This window comes from Pandoraea apista (assembly GCF_001465595.2).
GTDB lineage: Bacteria > Pseudomonadota > Gammaproteobacteria > Burkholderiales > Burkholderiaceae > Pandoraea > Pandoraea apista.
Genome location: NZ_CP013481.2, coordinates 2,444,484 through 2,466,013, shown reverse-complemented (window position 1 = coordinate 2,466,013; position 21,530 = coordinate 2,444,484). Strand labels below are relative to the sequence as shown.

The 21,530-nt window shown below is 62.4% G+C and carries 21 protein-coding genes and 2 tRNA genes; 13 read left to right on the top strand and 10 right to left on the bottom strand.

The window, feature by feature from the left end:
- Positions 1-18: 18 nt before the first annotated feature.
- Positions 19-744: a TetR/AcrR family transcriptional regulator gene (locus tag AT395_RS11470; protein ID WP_376738384.1), complete on the bottom strand. Its 726-nt coding sequence runs from the start codon at positions 742-744 to the stop codon at positions 19-21.
- Positions 745-848: 104 nt separating this feature from the next.
- Between AT395_RS11470 and AT395_RS11465 the strand changes: the two genes are divergently transcribed.
- From AT395_RS11465 to AT395_RS11450, 4 genes are all read left to right on the top strand, one after another.
- Positions 849-1,745, top strand: a complete 897-nt coding sequence (locus AT395_RS11465) for an SDR family NAD(P)-dependent oxidoreductase (RefSeq protein WP_048629278.1) — start codon at positions 849-851, stop codon at positions 1,743-1,745.
- A gap of 23 nt (positions 1,746-1,768) precedes the next feature.
- Complete coding sequence (locus AT395_RS11460) at positions 1,769-3,349, top strand: flavin-containing monooxygenase (RefSeq protein WP_048629277.1); 1,581 nt, start codon at positions 1,769-1,771, stop codon at positions 3,347-3,349.
- Positions 3,350-3,452: 103 nt separating this feature from the next.
- Complete coding sequence (locus tag AT395_RS11455; RefSeq protein WP_048629276.1) at positions 3,453-4,469, top strand: alpha/beta fold hydrolase; 1,017 nt, start codon at positions 3,453-3,455, stop codon at positions 4,467-4,469.
- Between the two features lie 239 nt (positions 4,470-4,708).
- The gene (locus AT395_RS11450; protein ID WP_231606134.1) at positions 4,709-6,358 is read left to right on the top strand and encodes an MBL fold metallo-hydrolase; all 1,650 of its coding nucleotides are present in this window, start codon (positions 4,709-4,711) and stop codon (positions 6,356-6,358) included.
- 73 nt (positions 6,359-6,431) lie between these two features.
- Here the strand turns inward: AT395_RS11450 and AT395_RS11445 are convergent, their stop codons facing one another.
- Together AT395_RS11445 and AT395_RS11440 are read right to left on the bottom strand one after the other, a co-directional pair.
- Complete coding sequence (locus AT395_RS11445; RefSeq protein ID WP_042115580.1) at positions 6,432-6,683, bottom strand: hypothetical protein; 252 nt, start codon at positions 6,681-6,683, stop codon at positions 6,432-6,434.
- Positions 6,684-6,785: 102 nt separating this feature from the next.
- The gene (locus AT395_RS11440; RefSeq protein WP_042115579.1) at positions 6,786-7,040 is read right to left on the bottom strand and encodes a DUF1488 family protein; all 255 of its coding nucleotides are present in this window, start codon (positions 7,038-7,040) and stop codon (positions 6,786-6,788) included.
- Between the two features lie 499 nt (positions 7,041-7,539).
- On the opposite strand from AT395_RS11440, the gene AT395_RS11435 reads away from it, so the two are divergent.
- Entirely contained in the window at positions 7,540-7,746 is a 207-nt protein-coding gene (locus AT395_RS11435; RefSeq protein WP_048629274.1) for a hypothetical protein, read from the top strand.
- 220 nt (positions 7,747-7,966) lie between these two features.
- Here the strand turns inward: AT395_RS11435 and AT395_RS11430 are convergent.
- Together AT395_RS11430 and dusA are read right to left on the bottom strand one after the other, a co-directional pair.
- Positions 7,967-8,042: transfer RNA gene (locus AT395_RS11430), tRNA-His, on the bottom strand.
- 188 nt (positions 8,043-8,230) lie between these two features.
- Positions 8,231-9,244: a tRNA dihydrouridine(20/20a) synthase DusA gene (gene dusA / locus AT395_RS11425; RefSeq protein WP_058375189.1), complete on the bottom strand. Its 1,014-nt coding sequence runs from the start codon at positions 9,242-9,244 to the stop codon at positions 8,231-8,233.
- Positions 9,245-9,473: 229 nt separating this feature from the next.
- On the opposite strand from dusA, the gene AT395_RS11420 reads away from it, so the two are divergent.
- Positions 9,474-10,358: an EamA family transporter gene (locus AT395_RS11420; RefSeq protein WP_042115576.1), complete on the top strand. Its 885-nt coding sequence runs from the start codon at positions 9,474-9,476 to the stop codon at positions 10,356-10,358.
- Here AT395_RS11420 and AT395_RS11415 read toward each other — a convergent pair.
- Together AT395_RS11415 and AT395_RS11410 are read right to left on the bottom strand one after the other, a co-directional pair.
- Positions 10,327-10,791, bottom strand: a complete 465-nt coding sequence (locus tag AT395_RS11415; protein WP_042115575.1) for a GNAT family N-acetyltransferase — start codon at positions 10,789-10,791, stop codon at positions 10,327-10,329. The two genes, AT395_RS11420 and AT395_RS11415, sit on opposite strands and share 32 nt — an antisense overlap.
- A gap of 124 nt (positions 10,792-10,915) precedes the next feature.
- Positions 10,916-10,992: transfer RNA gene (locus tag AT395_RS11410), tRNA-Met, on the bottom strand.
- Positions 10,993-11,191: 199 nt separating this feature from the next.
- Here AT395_RS11410 and AT395_RS11405 point away from each other — a divergent pair.
- From AT395_RS11405 to AT395_RS11380, 6 genes are all read left to right on the top strand, one after another.
- Complete coding sequence (locus AT395_RS11405) at positions 11,192-11,806, top strand: NUDIX hydrolase (protein ID WP_045852681.1); 615 nt, start codon at positions 11,192-11,194, stop codon at positions 11,804-11,806.
- A 59-nt stretch (positions 11,807-11,865) separates the two neighbouring features.
- The gene (gene aat, locus AT395_RS11400) at positions 11,866-12,630 is read left to right on the top strand and encodes a leucyl/phenylalanyl-tRNA--protein transferase (protein WP_042115574.1); all 765 of its coding nucleotides are present in this window, start codon (positions 11,866-11,868) and stop codon (positions 12,628-12,630) included.
- Entirely contained in the window at positions 12,627-13,403 is a 777-nt protein-coding gene (locus AT395_RS11395; RefSeq protein WP_048629271.1) for an arginyltransferase, read from the top strand. The genes aat and AT395_RS11395 overlap by 4 nt, the downstream gene beginning before the upstream one ends.
- Before the next feature lie 160 nt (positions 13,404-13,563).
- Positions 13,564-14,592: a quinone-dependent dihydroorotate dehydrogenase gene (locus tag AT395_RS11390; protein ID WP_048629270.1), complete on the top strand. Its 1,029-nt coding sequence runs from the start codon at positions 13,564-13,566 to the stop codon at positions 14,590-14,592.
- Between the two features lie 48 nt (positions 14,593-14,640).
- A complete protein-coding gene (locus AT395_RS11385; protein ID WP_042115571.1) occupies positions 14,641-15,438 on the top strand; it encodes a transporter substrate-binding domain-containing protein in 798 nt (265 codons plus the stop codon).
- A gap of 112 nt (positions 15,439-15,550) precedes the next feature.
- Positions 15,551-16,210, top strand: a complete 660-nt coding sequence (locus AT395_RS11380) for an amino acid ABC transporter permease (RefSeq protein WP_048629269.1) — start codon at positions 15,551-15,553, stop codon at positions 16,208-16,210.
- Positions 16,211-16,393: 183 nt separating this feature from the next.
- Here AT395_RS11380 and AT395_RS11375 read toward each other — a convergent pair whose 3' ends face one another.
- From AT395_RS11375 to AT395_RS11365, 3 genes are all read right to left on the bottom strand, one after another.
- Entirely contained in the window at positions 16,394-17,803 is a 1,410-nt protein-coding gene (locus tag AT395_RS11375; protein WP_048629268.1) for a lactate utilization protein B, read from the bottom strand.
- Positions 17,804-17,882: 79 nt separating this feature from the next.
- Positions 17,883-18,608 (bottom strand): (Fe-S)-binding protein, encoded by a 726-nt coding sequence (locus tag AT395_RS11370; protein ID WP_042115568.1) that lies wholly within the window; start codon positions 18,606-18,608, stop codon positions 17,883-17,885.
- 110 nt (positions 18,609-18,718) lie between these two features.
- Entirely contained in the window at positions 18,719-20,323 is a 1,605-nt protein-coding gene (locus AT395_RS11365; protein WP_125347431.1) for a hypothetical protein, read from the bottom strand.
- 223 nt (positions 20,324-20,546) lie between these two features.
- On the opposite strand from AT395_RS11365, the gene AT395_RS11360 reads away from it, so the two are divergent.
- Complete coding sequence (locus AT395_RS11360; RefSeq protein ID WP_048629266.1) at positions 20,547-21,374, top strand: IclR family transcriptional regulator; 828 nt, start codon at positions 20,547-20,549, stop codon at positions 21,372-21,374.
- The last annotated feature ends 156 nt before the right edge of the window (positions 21,375-21,530 follow it).

Sequence of the window (21,530 nt, the reverse complement as noted above, 5' to 3'; positions counted from 1 at the left end):
GCTGCACCGTCGGTCACGTCAAAGCAGCGCGCCTCGCAACACGCGACGGCAACTCGCCACCATGCGCGCCTCGCTGTCCTGATACCCCATCAGTACCCAGGCGGTGCCCGCATTGGTCATTGCGCCGACCAGCGCCACACCCACGATTCTGGCCTGCGCTTGCGCGTCGTCACTTGCCGATGGCGGCGCGTTGCTCATGCTCAGAATCAGCTTCGCAAACTCCGAGATATAGCGGTGATAGGTCTGATCGGTTTCAGGACTCACGCCCATCACTTCGAGCAGCAGAACACGCGCCGCGTTCGGCTGGCGTAAAAACGCAAAGAAGCTGTGCAAACCGGCGTCGACCCGTGCGTCGAGCGTCGGCACACTCGACGCGATGGCAGCCTGCAACTGACCAAGCAAGGCTTGCGCATGATGCGCATACGTCGCTCGCAGCAAATGTTCCATATTGTCGAACGCCGCGTAGAAATACCGATCGTTGAGCTTGGCCATACGGCACACGGAGCGCACTGTCGCGCGGCGAAAACCCACCGTGCCGAAGACTTCCGTAGCGGCATCGATAAGCGCTGCACGGCGTGCCTGCTCGCGCTGGGCCTGCGCCACGCCGCCATAGCGCCGCCCGCCGCTCGCGGAGGGTGTCGGCGGTGCGGATGACACGGACGGCGTCTCCGCCCCGCCGGAGGGCGATGCCGTCGATCCGGCGTCTATCGATTCGAGTCCTTGTTCCATTTCGCTATTTGACATCACCCGGACGGAAAACTAAAGTGGTGACACCCATCACCAAATTATAGGCCGCGCGATCTTCGCCATCCAGTGGGCGTCGACGCCGCCCAATCGGAGACAGCGCAATGAAGACGTTCACGGACAAGGTGGCCGCCATCACCGGAGCAGGATCGGGCATGGGCCGCTCGCTGGCGCTCGAACTGGCTCGCCGCGGGGCGCATCTCGCGTTATCCGACATCGACGAAAGCAGCGTAGCGAACACCGCTACCGCCTGCCGTGCATTGGGGGTTCGCGTAACCGTGCAGCGACTCGACGTCGCCGATCGCGACGCGGTTTTCGCCTGGGCGCGCGAGACGGCCGCCGCCCATGGCAAGGTGAATCTCGTCTTCAACAATGCCGGGGTCTCGCTGTCGGTGCCGGTCGCGACCATGCGCGAGGAGGACATCAAGTGGCTGATGGACATCAACTTCTGGGGCGTCGTGCACGGCACGCAGGCGTTTCTCCCCTACCTGAGCGCGTCCGGAGAAGGTCATATCGTCAATACGTCGAGCCTGTTCGGCATCATCGCCATGCCGACCCAGTCGGCCTATAACGCAAGCAAATTTGCCGTACGCGGCTTCACCGAAGCGCTACGGATGGAACTCGATCTGGCGCACGCGCCCGTCTCGTGCACCTGCGTGCATCCGGGCGGCGTGGCGACCAACATCGTGCAGACTTCGCGTATCGACGACAGCATCGTCACGCTCACCGGCATGGACGCTCAAACGCATCGGCGGCGCGCCCACAAGCTCATCGACGTGACGAGCGCAGACGCCGCCGCACGGCAGATTCTCGCGGGTGTCGAGCGCAACGCGAGACGGGTACTCGTCGGGTCGGATGCCCGCCGTGTCGACAAGCTGGCCCGCCTGCTCGGCGCGCGCTATCAGGCAATGGTGATCTGGCTCTACCGTCGCACTGCCATGGCCCGCAAGCCTTCATCGAATGCGCGCGATGCCGCGGCTCGCGCCGCGGCGACCAAATAACCGACCGACGGAGCCCCCCCGCCATGACGGCCACCACGACAGCCACCGGGATCGCCAGTGCCGCCACCGATCTCGACGTCATCATCGTCGGCGCCGGACTCTCCGGCATTGCCGCCGCCCATTACCTGCGCGAGCGTTGCCCGGGGACACGGTTCGCTCTGCTGGAAGCGCGCCAATCGCTCGGCGGCACATGGGATCTCTTCCGCTATCCCGGCGTGCGCTCCGACTCCGACATGTTCACGCTCGGCTTCAGTTTCCGGCCGTGGGCCAGCGATCAGGCGATTGCCGACGGCGGCAAGATTCTCGACTACCTCAGGGACACGGCGCACGCCGAGGGGCTCGACGGTCTCATCCGGTATGGCCACAAAGTCAGCGAAGCGCGGTGGGATTCGAGCATCGCGCGCTGGACGCTGGACATCGAGCGCACGCACGCCGATGGCCGTCGAGACACGCAATCGCTCACCTGCCGCTTCCTCTTCATGTGCAGCGGCTACTACGCCTACGATGCGGGACATGCACCGACGTGGCCAAACATGGACGCCTTCGCCGGCACCGTCGTCCATCCGCAGCATTGGCCCCAGGATCTCGACTATCGCGACAAACGTGTGGTCATCATCGGCAGCGGCGCCACAGCAGTGACATTGCTGCCGAGCATGGCGACGACGGCGGCTCACGTCACCATGCTGCAACGCTCGCCGAGCTACATTCTGTCGATGCCGGGGCGCGACGGCGTGGCCGAACGATTGCGCGCATGGCTTCCTGCGGGCATGGCACACCGAATCGTGCGTGCGAAGAATGTGCTCATCGCACTCGGCTTTTACACTGCGTCGCGGCGTTGGCCGAACGCGATTCGGCGCGTGCTGATTCGTCGCGCAGCACGGCAGGCGCAAGGACATGTGGACGTCGAGCGCGACCTCACACCGCGCTACAACCCGTGGGATCAACGGCTTTGCCTCGCCCCGGGCGGTGACATCTTCAAGGCGTTGCGCGGCGGACGGGCAGCCATCGTCACCGACGAGATTGCGTCCTTCACAGCGAATGGCCTCGCCCTCAAGAGCGGCAAGACACTGGATGCCGACATCGTTGTGACCGCGACCGGCCTGCGCGTACAGTTGATGGGCGGGGCGCGTCTGCTGGTCGACGGCAAGCCCGTGGTGCTCTCCGATTCGGTCTCTTACAAAGGCATGATGTACAGCGACGTGCCCAATCTCGCGTCGGTGTTCGGCTACACCAATGCGTCGTGGACGCTCAAAGCCGAGTTGATCGCGCAATACGTCTGCCGTCTCATCAATCATATGAATGCGCAGGGGGCAGACACCTGCGTGCCGCGTCTGCGTGACGGCGAGCATGGCGAGATGCCCGCCATCGATCTGACGTCGGGCTACATTCAACGCGCCGCCGGGGCGCTGCCCAAGCAAGGCGGACGCAAGCCGTGGGTGTTCTATCAGAGCTATTTACGCGATTTGCGACTGATGCGCTGGGGCCGCGTCGACGATGGCGCCATGCATTTCGAGCGTCGTGCCACGCGATCGACCGTGCCGGGAACGGATACCTCCCCGCATGCGTCGAACACGCCGGGTGCTGTGGTATCTGCGACGCGTTAGCCCGCACGCGACGACATGCGACATGTCATCCCGAAGCCCAACTCGCGCCCCGCGTTGTTACGATGCGGACTGACTGACATTGCCTGCTGATCGACACGACATCATGCTCATTGCTTATTTGCTCGGTTGCCTCGTCATTGCGTTTGCCGCCGTTGTGTTCGTGCTGATGCGATTCACGCGTCGCGTTGCACGTCGCGCCGAAGCGGCTGTGCCGCCCGACGGCCAATATCTCGATATCGACGGCGAACGCCTGCACTACGTCGATTTCGGCCAAGGTCCGGCTGTCGTGTTCATTCACGGCCTTTGCGGTCAGTTGCGCAACTTCGCCTATCTGCCGCTGGCAGCGCTGGCGCGCACGCATCGTGTCGTGCTCGTCGACCGCCCCGGGTCCGGCTACTCGACCCGCGCCCCGCATCGCGATGGCGCGATTGCCGCGCAGGCGAGCGCCATCGCCCGGTTGATCGACACACTTGCGCTGGAACGTCCGCTAGTCGTGGGGCACTCGCTGGGCGGTGCGGTATCGTTGGCGCTGGCACTCGATCACCCGCAGCGCGTCGGGGCGCTCGCCCTGATTGCGCCGCTCACGCAGCCGGTGTCCGAAGTCCCCGCGGCGTTTCGCGCGTTGGCCATTCGCAGCGCGCGGTGGCGCCGCTGGGTCGGACTCACGCTCGCGGTGCCCGTCGGCATGATGACCGGCCGCACGACACTCACCCATGTCTTCGGTCCCGAAGACGCCCCGAAAGACTTCCTCATTCGCGGCGGCGGCGTGCTGGGTTTCCGGCCGGGCAATTTCGAAGCTAGCAGTGTCGATATCCTCGCCGCCGAACGCGACATGCCCGGACTGGCCGCGCGCTACGCCTCGCTTTCGGTTCCCGTCGATATTCTGTACGGCCGCGGCGATCGTATTCTCGATTACCGTTTGCAAGGCGAGACCATGCCGCTCGCAAGCGAGCGCGTGCAGCTAACGCTCGTGGATGGGGGCCACATGCTGCCCGTCACGCAACCCGAGGCGACGATGCAATGGCTGCAGGACGTTGCCGCACGCATGTCGGCGCCGCAATACGGCGCGGCGCAGCCCAGCATGACGGTGTCTGTGCATGCGGCGAACGATGCGGAATAAGGTGCTGCGCTCGCCCGCCCCACGAGATCCGTATGGGCCACGTGGGCACGCGAGCCTCGTGGTCGCACTGCCCTGACGTCTCCCCCCATACCCGGCTCCCGGCGGCCATTGGGAGTCGCCCCGCCTGCGGCCAACGCATTCCAATGGCAAACTAAGCGCTTACCGATTTATCGCGGCTTGCGTCCGCACGCCCCATGCCCGATCGCTCCGAAGCTCCACCGGTGACACCCAGCCTCCGAATGGCCGCCAGCCTCGTCATGCTGCGAGAGCGGGCCAGCGGCATGGAAGTCCTGCTGTTGCGACGCGCCGTACGCGCGACCGATTTCAGTTCCGACGCCTATGTGTTCCCCGGTGGCGTGGTCGATGCGGCCGACCGGCAAGGTCACGTCGTCTGCGATGGCCTCGACGACGCGACGGCCAGTCAGCGGCTGCAACTGCCTGCCGGCGGCCTCGACTACTACGTGGCCGCCATGCGGGAATGCTTCGAGGAAACCGGAGTGCTATTCGCAAGCGATGATGCAGAGCGCAGCGTTGATGCCAGACGCCTCGGCGCCATGCGTGGCGAGCGCGAGGCGTTGCACGACGGGCGGATCGATATCGCCGCACTGTGCCGCGCGTTCCATGTGCGCCTTACGCCGCAACGTCTGCACTATCTGAGTCATTGGGTCACGCCGCAGGGTTTGCCCAAGCGCTTCGATACGCGCTTCTTTCTGGCGATGCTGCCCGAGGGGCAACAGGTCGAGGTCGATGAAATCGAGACGGCGGCCCATCGATGGATGCGTCCTCAGTACGCGCTCGCGCACGCCGATCAACTTCGCCTGTTACCGCCCACACGCAAGCTGTTGCAGTGGCTGGAAGCCGTGGGAACGGCGCAGCGGGCGATAGCTGCTGCGCAAGCGCTTGAGGCCGTGCCGCGCATTCAGCCGCGCATTGCCAATGGCAAGCGCGGCCGCTGGCCGGTCACGCCAGACGAGCCGGCGTGGGCCGAACTGAGCTTGACCGATCCACACGAACAGGGTTCAGGAAGCTACGAGATTGTGCCGGGACGAATGGTCACGTTGATGCCTGGCGTGCTGCGCATCGCCGCACCGAATCCCGGCATGATGACCGGCCCCGGCACGAACACGTATCTCGTGGGCGGTGGCACCGAAAATGCATGGGCCGTGATCGACCCGGGGCCCGATGAACCGGCGCATACCGACGCCATCCTGCACGCCGCCCCCGGCCCCATCCGGCAGATTTTCGTCACCCACACGCATCGCGATCACTCCCCCGGCGCGCGGCTGCTGAAAGAGAAGACGGGAGCGAAGACATATGGCATGCGCGCACGTCACAACGAAGGGCAGGACACAGCTTTTGTGCCCGATGTGACGCTTGCGGACGGCGATGAAGTAACGTTGCCGGATGGCCGGGTCCTACGCGCAATTCATACGCCGGGGCACGCGGCCAATCATCTTTGCTACGGATTGGATGACACGAAACTGGTCTTCACCGGCGACCATGTCATGCAAGGATCGACCGTCGTCATCAATCCGCCCGACGGTCACATGGCGACGTATCTCGCGTCGCTCGGGAAGCTGGCTGCACTCGCCCCCGAGTGGCTTGCACCGGGACATGGCTTCCTGATGGATCAGCCGGCGCAGCGAATTGCGCGGCTCATTGCCCACCGGCTTGCGCGAGAATCGCGCACGCTCGATGCGCTTGCACAGGTGGGGCCGGCGACGATTGAGGCGCTCATTCCGTTGGTCTACGCAGACGTGCCGGCGTCGCGCCATGCCGTCGCTCGTCGCTCGTTGCAAGCCCATCTGGAGAAACTGGCAGAGGATGGTCTCGCCTCGGTCTCGGCGGACGGCCAATGGGCACGTACGGGTGTCACGACCGGGATTTGAGACAGGCTGGGCGCTGAGGGCTTACGGAGTGCCGCTAGCGATTGACGCCTGACCAAGGCGGCATTCCCATCCATCAGTCGTAGGTATCCTCGCCGAGCAACTCGTCGACGATGCGCTCCCCCGCTTTACGCCCGGCCATCTCGGCGTCTATGCGGTTGTCGCGATGCCCGTCGGGAGAGCGCACCTCCGGTCCTTCCGGAGTCCCGTGCCTGCTGACCTGCACCAGATAGTCCCATGGTCCGGCGTACTCGTTCTGAAAAGCGCGCACGCGAATTTGATAACCCGCGCGGTATTCGTAGACCTGCTCATGCGATGCGTAGCTCATGACAGACTCCGGTTGACGAGAGGCAGGAAACGTCGCGGCGAACAGGCTGCATGGGTTCGGCGCGAAAGGACGGGGCCGGTGAGACAGCCACCTCGGACCGACTTAAGGAACATCGACGACAATGGGTTCAGTGCGTGCGCCGTTGGCAATCGCACGGGTCGCAAGGTCGACGATCTCGTCTTCGGCGTCCATGAACTGATCGAACAGCGCTTCTCCTCTGGCGTCGGCTTTCGCGAGACGATTGAGTGCGGCCCGCCCGATCTGACAGTTGAAAACGCTGCCGTCGACGTTGACGTAAAAGCGCACGAACTCGCCGTCGTTGCCGAGTCCGATGCCACCGTGCAGGAAGGAACTCATTGCCGCCTCCGCTGTGTTCTGAAAGTCGAAAAACGCCCTACACACGTAAAAATCGTAGCACGTTCGAATTCAATAGGTGACGTCGGATGTCACGCCGGACGTTATGCCGGGCAGATGGCGGACGCGCTCGGCAGACGAAAAAAGACCCACCTGAGGGGTGGGTCTCAAAACCGGGTCGCATGGGGCACCATGACCACCCGGGAAGACAGGGTCATGAAAACATGACGAGTTCATTATGGACGCACCCGCTTACGTTGGTAGCGGGTGTCGAACGCGGCATTAGATGTAGATCAAACTTTATGGCCTTACGGCTCTAAGGCTCTAAGGCCCGATGGGGGCACGGGTTGCGGCCACAGGCGCCCCGTCGGCCTTAGTCTTGACCAACCGTACCTAACCATAAATACCGGGGTACCCCATATACGAAGAGGAAGTCAAAGTCGGCCTGAATCTGCTTGAAATTGCCACCAATGGGGATGCGCCGATCACGTTGGAGGAACGATTGCAGAAACTCGGCGAAGGAATTCAGGCGATTGTGATCAAAATGTTCGTCACCACGCGGGAACACCGCACGCATCTGACAACAAAAATGCACGCAGCCAGCAACGCGTTGCATGGGGTCATTACCGCAGACAAATCGCTGACCAGCGCTGGAGTCGCCGAACGCTGCAAAAGCCCCCAGGGGCATCACGCCGAGATCGAGAGCTGAACATCAAAGACGGAGCAGCACGCGAATCAACGAGTCAAAGCGGGGGAAGTGGTAAAACGCCACCTGCATAAAATTTGACGATTCGCCGGGCAGCAGAAAACCGTCCGATCGAGACGCAGCAGACGCAAAAATGATGCGATCCGCACAGAACACGACACATGATTTCGGTGAATTTTTCCCGGACCGGGAGAGACTTTCTTGCGAACTACAAGGGGAATTTTGGGGTGACCGATGGGACTCGAACCCACGACGACTGGAATCACAATCCAGGACTCTACCAACTGAGCTACGGCCACCGCCGTGATCAGCAACTTGACTTGCTTGCTGAACAGAAACAAGATTATAGCGACGTTTTTATTGCGCTGCCAAGCACTTTTTTCACTTCTTCGAAATATTTCTTCACTCTCGTGCACGATCGATGCGCCGCATCGCCATCTCGCGCGGCGAACGCTCGCCGGCCAGGCTCGCTCGCTGCCGCAAGCCATTACACAGCAGCGAACGACACCGCCTCGTCTCGCTCGGAAAATGCACCTGCACGCAACTGCGCGCGCGCCTCTTCGAAGGCACCGATACCCGCCTTCAGCCGCTTCGGATCCGACAGCACACGACGCCATCCGCGTGCCCCCGGCACACCGCGATACAGGCCCAGTGCATGGCGCGTAATCGCGCCAAGATACTTGCCCTGCTCCACCTGCGTCGCTGCGTACGCGATCAACGCATCTTCCACTTCCTCGCGTGATTTCACCGGCGACGTATCGCCATAGAAACGTGCATCGACTTCGGCCAGTACGTAAGGGTTGTGATACGCCTCGCGGCCCAACATCACGCCGTCGACGTGCTGCAAGTGCAACTCAACTTCATCGAGCGTCTTGACGCCGCCGTTGATCAGAATCTCGAGTTGCGGGAAGACTTGCTTCAGGCGATAAGCGTAGTCGTATTTGAGCGGCGGAATCTCGCGATTCTCTTTCGGACTCAGTCCTTTCAGAATCGCATTGCGCGCATGCACGATGAATGTGGTGCAACCGGCCTCGGCAATCTTGCCGACGAAATCTTCGACGAACGAGAACGACTCGACGTCGTCAATCCCAATGCGATGTTTGACCGTGACCGGCACTTGCACCCTATCACGCATCGCTTTCACACAATCGGCCACCAGTTCAGGCTCGGCCATCAGGCAAGCGCCGAACGCGCCGCGCTGCACACGTTCCGACGGGCAACCACAATTCAGGTTGATCTCGTCATACCCCCACTGCTCGCCGAGCTTCGCCGCACGCGCCAGGTCCTGCGGTTCGCTGCCGCCTAGCTGCAACGCAACAGGATACTCTACCGAATCGAAGTCGAGATGACGCGCGACGTCGCCGTGCAACAGCGCCCCCGTCGTAACCATCTCCGTATAGAGCCACGTATGACGCGAAAGCTGACGATGGAAAACACGACAGTTCGAATCTGTCCAATCCATCATCGGTGCGACGCTAACGCGGCGGGCGGGTAAGCTCATGCAAATTCCTCGATACGGCAAACGCCATCTAGTACTTCACAAGACGACGTCTCTTGATAAACAAAATACAAAGTATACGTCATGCCCCTCGCGCCCGCCCGGACCGGTCGAACCGCCTCAGCCGAGCCCCACGAGCCACTGCGAGGTTTTCCGCACGACACGTCGACGCTCCGGGAGTACACTTTCGCCTTCCCCCCACCGTACCAATGCAGCACAAGGAGACGCCAGCATGGCACCGAAGGATCTGTTACAGGCTCTGATCGTTGTACTCGCCTGGGGCGTGAACTTCGTCGTCATCAAGGTCGGATTACACGGCGTGCCGCCAATGCTGCTAGGCGCCCTCCGATTTCTGCTCGCCGCCTTCCCAGCCATCTTCTTCGTCAAACGTCCGCAAGTGCCCTGGCGCTGGCTGATCGCGTACGGTGCAACGATTTCGTTCGGGCAATTTGCACTATTGTTTACCGCAATGTACGTCGGCATGCCCGCCGGTCTCGCGTCACTCGTGCTGCAAGCACAAGCCTTCTTCACACTCGGACTTGCTGTGCTCTGCCTCGGAGAACGATTTCGCGCGCAGAACGTCGTCGGCCTGCTGATCGCGGCGGCGGGCCTCGCCGTCATCGGCATGCAGGGCGGCGGCGCAATGACACTGCTCGGCTTCGTACTCACACTTTGCGCGTCGCTTAGCTGGGCGACAGGCAACATCGTCACGAAGAAGATCGGCAATGTCGATCTCGTCGGCCTCGTTGTCTGGGCCAGCCTGATTCCGCCAATTCCTTTCGCCCTGCTCTCCTACTGGTTCGAAGGGCCGCAGCAAATCGCGAACTCGCTCGCGCATATCTCGGCGGCATCGATCTTCGCGATCGCCTATCTCGCCTTCATCGCCACACTCGTCGGCTACTCCCTCTGGGGCCGCCTGATGACGCGCTACCCCGCGAGTCAGGTCGCGCCGTTCTCCCTGCTCGTGCCGATCATCGGCCTTGCGTCCGCCGCGCTACTGCTCGACGAACAACTCGCCGGACCGCAAATCGCTGGGGCGGCACTCGTGATGACCGGCCTCGTAGTGAATGTCTTCGGCGCGAAAATCAAGCAGCGTTTGTTGCCGGCGACCCGCTAGCCAGCCGCATGTGCAGCAGCGGGAACGGGCGTCCCTGCCCGTCGAATTCCGAGCGGCCCGTCACCTCGAACCCCTCGCGTCGATAGAACGCCAGCGCCTGCGGGTTCTGCTCGTTCACGTCGACACCCGTGCAATCGAGCTCGCGCACGGCATATGCCAGCAACGTGGCGCCAATGCCCTGTCTGCGCGCATCGGGCGCAACGAACAACATCTCCACATTGCCCTGCGCGACCCCGAGAAAACCGCGAAGGGTGCCAGCATCGTCGCGAAACACACGCAGCGTGACGGCCCCCAGATAATCGTTGCGAATTCGCGGACGAAGCCACGCAATGTCGTCGTCGCTCAGGAAGTCGTGTGTTGCTCGCACGGACGCCTCCCAGAGTTCGGTAATAGCGTCGAATTCGTTCTCGTTCGTAGTGTAGATACCTGACATGGAAACTCGTGATGGGATATCTTGAGCATCGCGCACGGCGCATCGGGCCGCGCCCCAGGGACAAAGAGTGACGTGGGTAAAACGCAAAAAGCCTGATTTCTTGTGGAAATCAGGCTTTCGAATTTGGTTGCGGGGACAGGATTTGAACCTGTGACCTTCGGGTTATGAGCCCGACGAGCTGCCAGACTGCTCCACCCCGCGTCTGAAGAATTAGATTATATGGCAATTGCCATCGCAGTGCAACACGACTCGCGGAATTTTTTTCTAGGCATGCAGACGTGCCGGTGAAAAATCGCGACGTGCGTCCGCAGCACGGGTTATCCCGACACCCCGTTTGCGTCGCCGCACAGCGTGCGTTGCCGATGATACACTCGCAGCAACCATGAACCGACGTCCTCCCATCCAATTCTGTTCCGCCTGCGGCCACCCGGTCGAGTTGCGCATTCCGCCCGGCGACAACCGCGAGCGGCATGTCTGCACGCATTGCGGCACCATCCACTATCAGAACCCGCGCAACGTGCTCGGCACGGTGCCTGTGTGGGGCGATCAGGTGCTGCTGTGCAAGCGCGCCATCGAGCCGCGGCTCGGCTACTGGACGCTGCCGGCGGGCTTCATGGAAATTGGCGAAACGACGTCGCAGGCTGCGGCACGCGAGACACTCGAAGAAGCCGGCGCCGTTGTCGAAGTCGGCGCCCTCTTCTCATTACTCAACGTGCCGCACGTGAATCAGGTGCATATCTTCTATCTGGCACAGATGCGCGAGCCGCAGTTCGCCGCCGGGGAAGAGAGCCTCGAAGTCGCCCTCTTCACGGAAGACGAGATTCCCTGGGACGAGATCGCTTTCCCGACCGTCGCCAAGACCTTGCGCTTCTTCTTCGAAGACCGCCGCGCAGGGGCATTCGGCGTACACCTCGAAGCCGCACAAGACGCCGCCGCGCCCGGCGTACCCGTCCCGTCGCTGCCCGTCAATACGGCGCATACCGAGGACATCCTCACGCCGATGCTGCGTGTCTGAACGCACGAGCATCGCGCATCGAATGAAGTCGCCCGCCGCTCCGGAGCGCTAACGTCACCATGGTCGTCTGGCTCGAAGCAAACGATCCGTTCCCGGCAGTGGACGAAGCGCTCGACGCCTCGAGCGATGCGCCGGGCTTGCTCGCGGCCGGGCTGGACCTCTCACCGCAACGCCTGCTCGCCGCCTACCGGCAGGGCATCTTCCCGTGGTATTCGCAGGGACAGCCCGTACTTTGGTGGAGCCCCGACCCGCGCATGGTGCTGCGGCCCGAGAACTTCGTCGTCAGCCATAACTTCCGCAAACTGCTGCGCCGCGTGCTGCGCGACGACGCGTGGGAAATCCGTCTGGACGCCGACTTTGCCGCAGTCATGCAGGCGTGCGCACAAGCGCCCCGGCGCGGTCAGGACGGCACATGGATCACGCCCGCCATCGTTGCGGCGTACCGCGCGCTGCACGACGCCGGGCTCGCCCACAGCGTCGAAACCTTCTACGAAGGCGAGCGCGTCGGCGGTCTTTACGGCGTGGCGCTCGGACGCATGTTCTATGGCGAATCGATGTTCGCCAAGCGCACAGACGCGTCGAAAATCGCACTCGCCGCGCTCGTCGCGTTTGCACGCACACACGCAATAGAGGTGATAGACTGCCAGCAAAGTACTGCCCATCTGGCATCGCTCGGCGGCGGCGAAATCCCCCGTCAGACATTTCTGGCGCATGTGCAGACGGCAGTCATGGCCCCCGCGCCGGTCTGGCGTCTGGATAAGCAGATGCTCAGCGCACTGGCCTACGGTAACGCAGCAGATAAGGCTCACGAGGTTTCGCAGTGACCCATCCGAACGAACTGCCGCTCTCTCCGCTGTCTGCCCTTCAGTTCTACGCAACGGCGCCCTACCCCTGCAGCTATCTCGACAATCACACGGCGCGCTCGCAGGTCGCCACGCCCAGCCATCTGATCAACTCGGACGTCTATAGCGAACTCGTTCGCTCCGGATTCCGTCGTAGCGGCGTCTTCACGTACCGCCCCTACTGCGATGGCTGCCGTGCGTGCGTTCCGGTGCGGGTGCCGATCGAGCGCTTCGCCCCGAACCGCACGCAGCGCCGTATCTGGCGGCGCCACGCCGGCCTCGCCGTCAACGTTTCGGGCCTGCATTACACCGAAGAGCATTACCAGCTCTATATGCGCTATCAGTCGCGGCGTCACGCAGGCGGCGGCATGGATCACGACAGCCGCGAGCAGTACGAGCAGTTCCTGCTGCAAAGCCGCGTGAATTCCCGTCTGGTGGAATTTCGCGAACCGCCCGGCCATCAGGGCGCAGGCACGCTGCGCATGATCAGCATGGTGGACATCCTGAGCGATGGCTTGTCGTCGGTCTATACGTTCTTCGACCCTGACGTCGAGGGCGCGTCGTACGGCACCTACAACATCCTCTGGCAGATCGAGCAGGCACGTGCGCTCGGACTGCCTCATGTCTATCTCGGCTACTGGATTCAGGCAAGCCGCAAGATGGTCTACAAGGCCAACTTCCGGCCACTCCAGGGCCTGCTCGACGGACAATGGCAAGACATGCCGGAAGCCATGCTCGACGCCGCCGGCCAGTAGCACCTCGACCCTCCCACCCACCACGCCAGCAGTGCGCATCGCGCTCATTTCCTGGCCGATACCGCGCCAAACAAGAGTACGCAGAGCGTAGAAAAAGACGCGCTCTGCGACCGGGATACCGGTAAAATGGCGACTTTCCGATTCTGCCAACCCCGACATCGTGCTTGCGCCCTTCTATCCTCTGGCCCGTCGCGCCCTGTTCTGTCTTGATGCCGAACAAGCCCACCACCTGACGCTGGCCACGCTGCGCGGCGCCGCGTCGCTCGGACTGGCCGGTCTCGTCGGTCAAACGCTGCCCGAAGATCCTCGCACGGTCATGGGTATCCGCTTCCCGAACCCTGTCGGTCTTGCCGCCGGTCTCGACAAAGACGGCAGCTGCATCGACGGCCTCGCCGCACTCGGTTTCGGTTTTGTCGAAGTGGGAACGGTCACGCCGCGCCCGCAGCCGGGCAATCCGAAGCCGCGCATTTTCCGCCTGCCGCAAGCCGAAGCGATCATCAATCGCATGGGCTTCAACAACGGTGGCGTGGAGCAGTTTCTTCAGAACGTACAGTCGGCGCGCTACAAAGGGCCGCTGGGCCTGAACATCGGCAAGAACGCCGACACGCCGATCGAACGCGCCGTCGACGACTACCTCATCTGCCTCGAGAAGGTCTATCCGTATGCAACGTACGTGACGGTCAACATCTCATCGCCCAACACGAAGAATCTGCGCCAATTGCAAGGCGGCGACGAACTCGACGCCCTGCTCGGCAAGCTCAAGGACAAGCAACGCCAACTGTCTGATCGCCATGGCAAGTACGTGCCGATCGCTCTGAAGATCGCCCCCGATCTCGACGACGAACAGATCAAAGTCATTGCCGGCACCCTTACACGTCATGGCTTCGACGGCGTGATCGCCACCAACACGACGCTCTCGCGCGAAGCGGTGGCGGGGCTGCCGTACGCGAACGAGAGGGGCGGCCTGTCGGGGCGCCCGGTGTTCGACGCCTCGAATCGCGTCATCCGCGCACTCGCAACCGAGCTGGGCGGTGCGTTGCCGATCATCGGCGTTGGCGGCATTCTGTCGGGTGCCGACGCGAAGGCCAAGCTCGATGCCGGCGCCAGCCTCGTTCAGGTCTACAGCGGCCTGATTTACCGCGGCCCAGAGCTGGTGCGAGAATGCGTGCAAGCGCTGCGTACGGCCTGACCGGCTGAACGTCGCAACCCTCATCCGCCTCACGGAGACTTCCTCATCATGAAAGCCTGGCTCAAGACGCTGTGCCTCGTACCGCTGGCCGCCGCCGCACTCGTCGGCGCGTCGCCCGCCCGCGCCGCCGATCTGCTCGACACCGTGAAGTCTGCCGGCGTGCTGAAAATCGGTATCGAAGGCACTTACCCGCCCTTCAACTATCGCGGCACCGATGGTCAGCTCGACGGCTTCGATGTCGACGTCGCCAAGGCCGTGGCCGAACGTCTGGGCGTGAAACCCATGTTCGTGACAACGGAATGGAGCGGCATTATCGGTGGCCTCGTGGCGGGCAAGTTCGACGTCATCGTCAATCAGGTCGCGATCACGGACGAGCGCAAGAAGTCGCTCGACTTCAGTCAGCCGTACACCTACTCCGCCGCGCAGCTCATTCAGCGAAAGGACGACAAGCGTGAGTTCAACTCGCTCGAAGCGCTCAAGGGGCACAAGCTCGGTGTGAGCCTTGGCAGCAACTACGACAAGCTCGCGAAAGCCGTGCCCGGCATCGACGTGCGCACCTACCCGGGCGCGCCCGAGTACCTGCGCGATCTTGCCGCCGGTCGTGTCGATGCCGCGCTCAACGATCGTTTGATGCTGGCGTATCTGATCAAGACGTCGAACCTGCCGTTGCGCCCCGGCGCCGTGCTGCAAAGCACCAACCAATCGGTCGGCATCCCGTTCCGCAAGGGCAATCCGAAATTCGCGAAGGCGATCGACGATGCACTCGCAAGCATGAAGCAGGACGGTTCGCTCACCAAGCTTGCGGAAAAGTGGTTTGGTGAGGACGTGTCCAAACCGGCGAAGTAAGACGCACGCCGAGCAGCGACACCTTTCGGTCGCATCACGGCCGGCACTCCGCCAACGACGCGAGTGCCGGCCGTCGTCTTTCCGGCTCACGACTCACTACCCCAAATCCCCCATGAATCCATTCGAACTCGCCGCTCAATCCATGCCAGTGCTGTTGCAAGGCACAGTGCTCACGATCAAGTTCGCGTTGATGTCGATGGTGTTCGGTCTGGCAATCGGCGTCATCGTGGCGATCATGGGCATCGGCAAGGTCCGCGTGCTGCGCGCCATCGCCCGCGCCTACGTCAGCGTAATGCGCGGCACGCCGCTGCTCGTACAGATCTTCGTGATCTATTACGGACTGCCGGGCATCGGCATCTCGCTCGAGCCCACACCGGCCGGAGTCCTCACCCTGAGTCTGAATGTCGGCGCATACCTGTCGGAGAGCATGCGCGGCGCCCTGGAGGGCATGCCGCGCGGCCAATGGCTGGCGGCGTACAGCCTGGGGCTGTCGTACTGGCAGACACTGCGCTATGTCATCGCACCGCAAGCCCTGCGTATCGCCGTGCCGAGTCTCGGCAACAGCCTCATCAGCCTGATCAAGGACACGTCGCTGGTCTCGGTCATCACCGTGACCGAGTTGTTGCGCTCCGCACAGGAGGTCATTGCGTCGACCTATCAGCCGCTACCGCTCTATCTCGCGTGTGCTGCCATCTACTGGGTGCTGTCGACCGGATTGTCGGCGTTGCAGCGACGCATTGAAAAACGCCTCGCGTTGCCCGCCCGAATCTGAGTCGCACGGGCATAAAAAAGCCGGGCCCCGACTTGTCTGGCACAGACATTCGGGGCCCGGCGCTTTTACTGCCAAACCAGCATATCGGCGGGTATTAACGGTGGATTAGCGGTGCATTGACGATGCTTTGGCACCGCATCGAGGCAGCATCAATTCCCCCAACGCACCCACCTCACACCACACTCATCGCGGCACACGACGCTCGCGATACATGGCACGGAACGTTTTCCCGCTCGGTGCGGGCATCTCCCGTGTGTCGGTCCAGCCGCCGGCGAAAGGCAACTTCGAAATGCTGCCACGATCGCGCCCCATCCTTCTCAACGCCCACGAGCCCAGGCCCGAGATCGCGGCATAAAGGCGCGGACGACGTGCGGCAAAGGCCCACGCGGCGAGTGCCGCCCGTTCCTGCCACGGACGCAGACCGCGATCGACCTGACGCTCGCGAAGCTTGCGCAGCAGATCGGAGATCGGAATACCCACCGGGCAGACGCGATTGCACTCGCCACAAAGCGTCGCCGCCTGCGGCAAATCGAGTGTCTTCTCGAGCCCGACATAACTCGGCGTGAGCACCGATCCCATCGGCCCCGGATACACCCAGCCGTACGCATGCCCGCCGATCTTCTGATAGACCGGGCAGTGGTTCATACACGCGCCGCAGCGAATGCAACGCAGCATCTCCTGGAACGCACCGCCGATTAGTCCCGAGCGGCCACCGTCTACCAGCACGAAGTACATATGATCGGGGCCGTCGACTTCGCCCTCGGCACGCGTACCGGTCAGCAGCGAGAAGTAGTTCGACGTGCCCTGCCCGGTTGCCGAGCGCGGCAGCAAACGCATCGCCGTCGCCAGATCCTCGAGCGTGGGCAGCACCTTCTCGATGCCTGTCACCGCCACATGCACGCGCGGCATGATCGTGCACATGCCTTCATTGCCTTCGTTCGTCACCACGGCGACGGAGCCGGTTTCCGCCACGAGGAAGTTGCCCCCGGTCACGCCCATATCGGCCGATAGAAACTGTGGGCGAAGCATTTCACGCGCTTCGCGCGTCATCGCCGGGATTTCAGTCAGACGCGGCTTGTGGTGAACGCGCGCGAACAGGTCGGCGACTTCGTCCTTATCCTTGTGCACCACCGGCGCAATGATGTGCGACGGCGGCTCGTTGTCGTTGATCTGAAGGATGTACTCACCGAGGTCGGTCTCGACCGACTGGACACCCATGTCGGCGAGCACCTTGTTGAGTTGCAACTCCTCGGTGACCATCGACTTCGACTTGATCACCTTCTTCACGTCGTGTTTGCGAGCGATCTCCGCAATCAGACGCGCCGCGTCCTGCGTCGACTCCGCAAACAACACGGTCGCCCCGCGCCGGGTGGCTTCGCGCTCGAAGATTTCGAGCCAGACGTCAAGCGTCTCGAGGCCGCGATTGCGCCGCTCTTTGAGCGCCTCGCGCGTCGCCTCGAAGTCGATCTCCTCGATCGCGGTCGCCCGCGCCGTCACGAACTTGGTCGAGAGCTTCTTGAGATTGGCTTGCAAACGCTGATCGGCGAGCTTCTGCCCGGCGCGCGCCTTGAATTGCATCGATTGAACTTGCATCGCGACTCACGAGAGGTAATGACCGCCGGTACGCGTCAGCGCGCACACGAACGTGATTGTCGGGGAGGCTGCGGTGAACTCACGCATCGCCGGCGAGCACTTGGGCGATGTGCAATACGCGCGTCTTCGTATCGCCGGTGCGGCGCAGACGCCCTTCGATGTTGAGCATGCACCCGAGGTCGCCGAGCACAACCGCCGGCGCACCGCTCGCCGCGATGTTGGCGCACTTCTCATCGACGATGGCCGTCGAGATGTTGCCGTACTTGAGTGCGAAGGTGCCCCCGAAGCCGCAGCAAGCCTGACAGTCCTTCATCTCCGTCATCTTCACGCCGGGCATCTTCGCGAGCAACGCGCGCGGCTGCGTCTTCACGCCAAGCTCGCGCAGCCCGGAACAAGAGTCGTGATAAGTGACTTCGCCGTTGTAATCGCCGGGCACTGCGTCGACATGCAGCACATTGACGAGAAAATCGGTCAGTTCATACACGCGCGGACGCAGTCGTTCATAGCGCCCCATGAGTTCGGGATCGTCGGCAAAGAGGTCGCCGTAGTGCGCCTTGACCATGCCGCCGCACGATCCGGACGGCACAACGACATAGTCGAACGATTCGAATTCATCGAGAAATTTCTGGGCGAGATCGCGGGCGATGGCCCGTTCGCCGGAGTTGTAGCCGGGCTGGCCGCAACAGGTCTGGGAATCGGGAATCACGACCTCGCAGCCGGCGGTCTCGAGCAGCTTGAGTGTCGAGAAGCCGATCTCCGGGCGCATCATGTCGATCAGACACGTGACAAACAGTCCGACGCGCATTGGGGGAATCCTCTATTCGGGAATAATGCGCCATTATAAGTCGCTGGGCCCGACCGGCCCAGCGTGGATTCCCGCATATCGCAGCGAGGCGTGCAGACGTTCACCGCCCATCAAGCCCTGCGAGCGCTGGCATGTGTATATGGACTCCAGGAGTTCGCGCGCTCGGGCACCGGCCTGTTGCTGGGCGACGCCTGCCTGGGGGTTGTCATCGGCATCGCAGATGCCAGTCGCGCCGACATCTCTTCCTGCACTCGCGACAAACGCTGGAGATCACTTTTGAAATCGCCGAGCTTGCTTTCAACGCCACGAAAGCCCGCTGTCATCGTCGCATCGAGGCCGCTTTCCAACGTATCGAAGCGCCGCTCGACTGTCTGACATTGCTGCCCGACCAATGCATCGAAGCGCCGCTCGACTGCCTGACACTGCTGCCCGACCAATGCATCGAAGCGCCGCTCGGCTGCCTGACTCTGCTGCCCGACCAATGTACCGAAGCGCCGCTCGGCTGCCTGACACTGCTGCCCGACCAATGTATCGAAGCGCCGCTCGACTGCCTGACTCTGCTGTCCGACCAATGTATCGAAGCGCCGCTCGACTGTCTGAAACTGCTGCCCGACATCGCTCCGCATTGAGTCCAGGCCGGAAGCGATACTATGGAATTGCTCCGCCATGGCGCTGACCTGACCATTGAGGCCCTGTGTCTGAGCCCTCACGTCCGTCAGCAGATTCCACATCATGTCCTCACGTGCCAGCGCGGCACGCCGGTCGCTGATATCCAAATATGTTCTCATCGTTGTCCCCTCCGTTTCAATGAATTGCTTGGTATTCGCCAACAGACTTTCAACAGACTTCCACCCACGCTCACGGTCAAACCCGCGAATACTTCCCAGACTGACGACACGAATCAACATCGTCAGAACCACCGCGACAACAGCGAGGGCGCCGCTCGACGCAATCAGTCCCGCGACCGCAATGCCGCCGGCAATGCAGTAAAGGGCCGCCGAGAGCGCAAAGCGCTTGCCGAAGTGTTTCCTCTCCGGCCACACCTCCTTGGATCCGCACCGGATCGTCTCGCGCACATCCCCCAGACACTGCTCGATTTCGGCCAGAACCTCCATGCATTCGGCCCCGATCTTCGCGTATTCGGCCCTTTCCGAATTGATGTCTTCGAAAGTCGCACTCCGGAACGCCGCCGAGCGCACAGTCACCTCGCCACATTTGCGCAGGATCTCCTCCTCCTTACGCAAGGCGTCCGATAAATGCCCGAGGATCATCGAAAACCGCCGGGCAGACGGCGTGAGGCGTTCGATATCGCGGTCGTTCAACTGCTCGCCTACCAGGAAGTACAAGCCCTGACGACCGGGATTGGATGCGTAACGGTAAAACCCATCCCAAAGGCCGCCCCCCCAGTAGCCCGAGGTCGCCTTTCTGTACGTCGAAAAAAATGCGCTCTCCAGCCTGGTGATCGACTCGCTGCCCAACCCCAACTGCGCCTTTGTATTTGCGATCTGCTGAAACTGCCGGACGATTTCCGCGTGCTTCTCGGCAATCGACGCTCCGCTTGTGGCGGCCTTGTGCTTCAGTTCACACTTCCCTCGCGGCAATGGCGCCGCCGGCGCATAAACATACCCATACATTCCCAGCGCCTCCTTTATGGTGCCGCCGAAACGTCCGAACCGGCCGGACACCGAATTAAATGGCAAGGGAATGATAGGCACGGAAGCGGAAGACCACTTTCGGTTTCGGTCGGCGGTTACTGCGGCAGCAACGCTTTCCCGTGGCACGCCCGTCACGACGCTCCCAACTCGCCGGACAAGGCAGCCTTGGCTTGCCGGCCCTCATTGGCGGGCCGGATTTTTCGCATAACTCCTCTACGCGAAGCCTGCGAATTTTTCACAATATGATATAGAATCGACCCTATACGAAACTCGGCCCTACCCCATGAAAGACGAAAGTAGTCAAGGCGCGGAGTCGCGCACGTCCATTCAGGTGATCGAGCGCATGATGCGTCTGCTCGATGCACTTGCCGGCCATGCCGATCCCGTCAGTCTCAAGGAATTGGCGCAAGCCACCGAACTTCATCCGTCGACCGCGCACCGCATTCTGAACGACATGGTGGCTTGCCGTTTTGTCGATCGTTGCGACCCGGGAACCTACCGTCTCGGCATGCGCCTGCTCGAACTCGGCAATCTGGTCAAAGCCCGTCTGTCAGTGCGCGACGCCGCCCTCACGCCGATGCGTGGCCTGCACCGTATCACCGGCCAAACGGTCAACCTGTCGGTACGTCAGGGCGATGAAATCGTCTACATCGAACGCGCCTACAGCGAGCGCTCGGGCATGCAGGTCGTACGCGCCATTGGCGGGCACGCGCCCTTGCATCTCACGTCTGTCGGCAAGCTCTTCCTCGCTGCGGACGAAGCCTCTCGCGTGCGTGCCTACGCTACGCGTACCGGGCTGTCTGGGCATACGCGCAACAGCATTACCGATCTGCAAAAGCTCGAGCGCGAACTGAACCACGTGCGCAAGTCGGGCTATGCCCGCGATAACGAGGAACTCGAGCTGGGCGTGCGGTGCATTGCGGCGGGAATCTACGACGATAGCGGTAAGCTCGTTGCCGGGCTCTCCCTTTCCGCCCCCGCCGACCGCTTGCAGGACGCATGGCTCGCCAATCTGAACGAGACGGCGTTGCTCATTTCAGCGTCGCTCGGCTTTCACTCGCCGAATCCGGACACGAGTGGCAACCTGTCGCAGATCGCCGCAGCCGAGTGATTTGAGGCTCCCCCGGCAGATGGTCAAGCCGGCCGGCATTTCTGCGTTGGAGGTAATGTCGGCCGCCCTCGTGAATCACGCAGGGTGGCAGATGCCGGCACAGCACAGGCATTAACCGTTGCGAATACGCCGGCGGAAAACAAAAAGGCGCTCCCG

Bases quoted from the DNA above. Each gene is read 5' to 3' on its own strand.
- AT395_RS11470 (WP_376738384.1), bottom strand. From the start codon at position 744: ATGTCAAATAGCGAAATGGAACAAGGACTCGAATCGATAGACGCCGGA.
- AT395_RS11465 (WP_048629278.1), top strand. From the start codon at position 849: ATGAAGACGTTCACGGACAAGGTGGCCGCCATCACCGGAGCAGGATCG.
- AT395_RS11460 (WP_048629277.1), top strand. From the start codon at position 1,769: ATGACGGCCACCACGACAGCCACCGGGATCGCCAGTGCCGCCACCGAT.
- AT395_RS11455 (WP_048629276.1), top strand. From the start codon at position 3,453: ATGCTCATTGCTTATTTGCTCGGTTGCCTCGTCATTGCGTTTGCCGCC.
- AT395_RS11450 (WP_231606134.1), top strand. From the start codon at position 4,709: ATGGCCGCCAGCCTCGTCATGCTGCGAGAGCGGGCCAGCGGCATGGAA.
- AT395_RS11445 (WP_042115580.1), bottom strand. From the start codon at position 6,683: ATGAGCTACGCATCGCATGAGCAGGTCTACGAATACCGCGCGGGTTAT.
- AT395_RS11440 (WP_042115579.1), bottom strand. From the start codon at position 7,040: ATGAGTTCCTTCCTGCACGGTGGCATCGGACTCGGCAACGACGGCGAG.
- dusA (WP_058375189.1), bottom strand. From the start codon at position 9,244: ATGAGCTTACCCGCCCGCCGCGTTAGCGTCGCACCGATGATGGATTGG.
- AT395_RS11420 (WP_042115576.1), top strand. From the start codon at position 9,474: ATGGCACCGAAGGATCTGTTACAGGCTCTGATCGTTGTACTCGCCTGG.
- AT395_RS11415 (WP_042115575.1), bottom strand. From the start codon at position 10,791: ATGTCAGGTATCTACACTACGAACGAGAACGAATTCGACGCTATTACC.
- aat (WP_042115574.1), top strand. From the start codon at position 11,866: ATGGTCGTCTGGCTCGAAGCAAACGATCCGTTCCCGGCAGTGGACGAA.
- AT395_RS11385 (WP_042115571.1), top strand. From the start codon at position 14,641: ATGAAAGCCTGGCTCAAGACGCTGTGCCTCGTACCGCTGGCCGCCGCC.
- AT395_RS11380 (WP_048629269.1), top strand. From the start codon at position 15,551: ATGAATCCATTCGAACTCGCCGCTCAATCCATGCCAGTGCTGTTGCAA.
- AT395_RS11375 (WP_048629268.1), bottom strand. From the start codon at position 17,803: ATGCAAGTTCAATCGATGCAATTCAAGGCGCGCGCCGGGCAGAAGCTC.
- AT395_RS11370 (WP_042115568.1), bottom strand. From the start codon at position 18,608: ATGCGCGTCGGACTGTTTGTCACGTGTCTGATCGACATGATGCGCCCG.
- AT395_RS11360 (WP_048629266.1), top strand. From the start codon at position 20,547: ATGAAAGACGAAAGTAGTCAAGGCGCGGAGTCGCGCACGTCCATTCAG.